This is a genomic window from Xenorhabdus kozodoii (assembly GCF_002632875.1).
In the GTDB taxonomy this organism is placed as follows: domain Bacteria; phylum Pseudomonadota; class Gammaproteobacteria; order Enterobacterales; family Enterobacteriaceae; genus Xenorhabdus; species Xenorhabdus kozodoii.
Genome location: NZ_NJCX01000004.1, coordinates 60,557 through 63,588, shown reverse-complemented (window position 1 = coordinate 63,588; position 3,032 = coordinate 60,557). Strand labels below are relative to the sequence as shown.

Annotated in this window: 1 protein-coding gene, 1 rRNA gene and 1 other annotated feature (1 of these 3 cut by a window edge); of the genes, one reads left to right on the top strand and one right to left on the bottom strand. The window is 54.6% G+C overall.

Annotated features, from left to right (window positions below; genetic code table 11):
* Window positions 1–2,837 (top strand) — a sequence feature (mutual gap in cmsearch alignment for this rRNA model is longer than 100); it begins 160 nt to the left of the window's first position.
* Window positions 252–455 carry a hypothetical protein gene (locus Xkoz_RS26515; RefSeq protein ID WP_208615198.1) on the bottom strand — a complete coding sequence of 68 codons (204 nt, stop codon included), beginning with the start codon at window positions 453–455 and terminating at the stop codon, window positions 252–254. It overlaps the preceding feature by 204 nt.
* A 78-nt stretch (window positions 2,838–2,915) precedes the next feature.
* Here Xkoz_RS26515 and rrf point away from each other — a divergent pair.
* Window positions 2,916–3,031 (top strand): 5S ribosomal RNA (gene rrf, locus Xkoz_RS26510).
* The last annotated feature ends 1 nt before the right edge of the window (window position 3,032 follow it).

The following is a 3,032-nucleotide window of genomic DNA, read 5'->3' as shown; positions in this document are numbered from 1 at the left end:
GAGGCGAACCGGGGGAACTGAAACATCTCAGTACCCCGAGGAAAAGAAATCAACCGAGATTCCCCCAGTAGCGGCGAGCGAACGGGGAGGAGCCCAGAGCCAACATCAGCATCTGCGTCAGGAGAACGGCCTGGAAAGGCCGGCAGTAAAGGGTGATAGCCCCGTATCCGAAGACGCAGGTATTGTGAGCTCGAAGAGTAGGGCGGGACACGTGGTATCCTGTCTGAACATGGGGGGACCATCCTCCAAGGCTAAATACTCCTGACTGACCGATAGTGAACCAGTACCGTGAGGGAAAGGCGAAAAGAACCCCGGCGAGGGGAGTGAAACAGAACCTGAAACCGTGTACGTACAAGCAGTGGGAGCCCCACCACTAAGCCAGTGGTGAAGTCCACAGCGTCATCTTTTGCCTGATGACGGTCGGCGACGCGCCAGCGACGCCCAACCGCCAACATCAAGCAGAGGGGGCTTAGTGGTGGGGTGACTGCGTACCTTTTGTATAATGGGTCAGCGACTTATATTCTGTAGCAAGGTTAACCGTATAGGGGAGCCGCAGGGAAACCGAGTCTTAACTGGGCGTTAAGTTGCAGGGTATAGACCCGAAACCCGGTGATCTAGCCATGGGCAGGTTGAAGGTTGGGTAACACTAACTGGAGGACCGAACCGACTAATGTTGAAAAATTAGCGGATGACTTGTGGCTGGGGGTGAAAGGCCAATCAAACCGGGAGATAGCTGGTTCTCCCCGAAAGCTATTTAGGTAGCGCCTCGTGAAGTCATCTTCGGGGGTAGAGCACTGTTTCGGCTAGGGGGTCATCCCGACTTACCAACCCGATGCAAACTGCGAATACCGAAGAATGTTATCACGGGAGACACACGGCGGGTGCTAACGTCCGTCGTGAAGAGGGAAACAACCCAGACCGCCAGCTAAGGTCCCCAAGTCATGGTTAAGTGGGAAACGAAGTGGGAAGGCTCAGACAGCCAGGATGTTGGCTTAGAAGCAGCCATCATTTAAAGAAAGCGTAATAGCTCACTGGTCGAGTCGGCCTGCGCGGAAGATGTAACGGGGCTAAACCATGCACCGAAGCTGCGGCAGCAACATTTCGATGTTGTTGGGTAGGGGAGCGTTCTGTAAGCCGTTGAAGGTGGGCTGTGAGGCCTGCTGGAGGTATCAGAAGTGCGAATGCTGACATAAGTAACGATAAAGCGGGTGAAAAACCCGCTCGCCGGAAGACCAAGGGTTCCTGTCCAACGTTAATCGGGGCAGGGTGAGTCGACCCCTAAGGCGAGGCTGAAAAGCGTAGTCGATGGGCAACAGGTTAATATTCCTGTACTGGGTGTGACTGCGAAGGGGGGACGGAGAAGGCTAGGCCGGCCGGGCGACGGTATGTCCCGGTTTAAGCGTGTAGGTGGAATGACCAGGCAAATCCGGTCATTTGTTAACACTGAGGCGCGATGACGAGGCACTACGGTGCTGAAGTGGTTGATGCCCTGCTTCCAGGAAAAGCCTCTAAGCATCAGGTCACACACAATCGTACCCCAAACCGACACAGGTGGTCAGGTAGAGAATACCCAGGCGCTTGAGAGAACTCGGGTGAAGGAACTAGGCAAAATGGTGCCGTAACTTCGGGAGAAGGCACGCTGGCGTTAGGTGAAGTGGTTTACCCATGGAGCTGAGGCCAGTCGCAGATACCAGCTGGCTGCAACTGTTTAATAAAAACACAGCACTGTGCAAACACGAAAGTGGACGTATACGGTGTGACGCCTGCCCGGTGCTGGAAGGTTAATTGATGGGGTTATCCTCCGGGAGAAGCTCTTGATCGAAGCCCCAGTAAACGGCGGCCGTAACTATAACGGTCCTAAGGTAGCGAAATTCCTTGTCGGGTAAGTTCCGACCTGCACGAATGGCGTAATGATGGCCAGGCTGTCTCCACCCGAGACTCAGTGAAATTGAACTCGCTGTGAAGATGCAGTGTACCCGCGGCAAGACGGAAAGACCCCGTGAACCTTTACTATAGCTTGACACTGAACATGGAGCCTTGATGTGTAGGATAGGTGGGAGGCTGTGAAGTGTGGACGCCAGTCTGCATGGAGCCATCCTTGAAATACCACCCTTGAATGTTTGATGTTCTAACGTGGGCCCGTAATCCGGGCTGCGGACAGTGTCTGGTGGGTAGTTTGACTGGGGCGGTCTCCTCCCAAAGCGTAACGGAGGAGCACGAAGGTTAGCTAATCACGGTCGGACATCGTGAGGTTAGTGCAAAGGCATAAGCTAGCTTGACTGCGAGCGTGACGGCGCGAGCAGGTACGAAAGTAGGTCTTAGTGATCCGGTGGTTCTGAATGGAAGGGCCATCGCTCAACGGATAAAAGGTACTCCGGGGATAACAGGCTGATACCGCCCAAGAGTTCATATCGACGGCGGTGTTTGGCACCTCGATGTCGGCTCATCACATCCTGGGGCTGAAGTAGGTCCCAAGGGTATGGCTGTTCGCCATTTAAAGTGGTACGCGAGCTGGGTTTAGAACGTCGTGAGACAGTTCGGTCCCTATCTGCCGTGGGCGTTGGAAGATTGAAAGGGGCTGCTCCTAGTACGAGAGGACCGGAGTGGACGCACCACTGGTGTTCGGGTTGTCATGCCAATGGCATTGCCCGGTAGCTAAGTGCGGCAGAGATAACCGCTGAAAGCATCTAAGCGGGAAACTTGCCTTGAGATGAGTCTTCCCTTACCCCCTGAGGGTACTGAAGGAGCGTTCGAGACGAGGACGTAGATAGGCTGGGTGTGTAAGCGTTGCGAGACGTTGAGCTAACCAGTACTAATGGACCGTGAGGCTTAACCTGACAACACCGAAGGTGTTTTGGGGATGAGAGAGAAAGTTTCAGAAAACAGCAGCTTGTTCGAGATTGAACCCAGATTTGTCTGGCGGCAATAGCGCGGTGGGACCACCTGAATCCATGCCGAACTCAGCAGTGAAACGCCGTCGCGCCGATGGTAGTGTGGGGCCTCCCCATGCGAGAGTAGGGCACTGCCAGACA

What these genes read in the sequence shown, in the direction of transcription:
- Xkoz_RS26515 (WP_208615198.1), bottom strand. Translation starts at nt 455, where the DNA reads ATGTTGGCGGTTGGGCGTCGCTGGCGCGTCGCCGACCGTCATCAGGCA.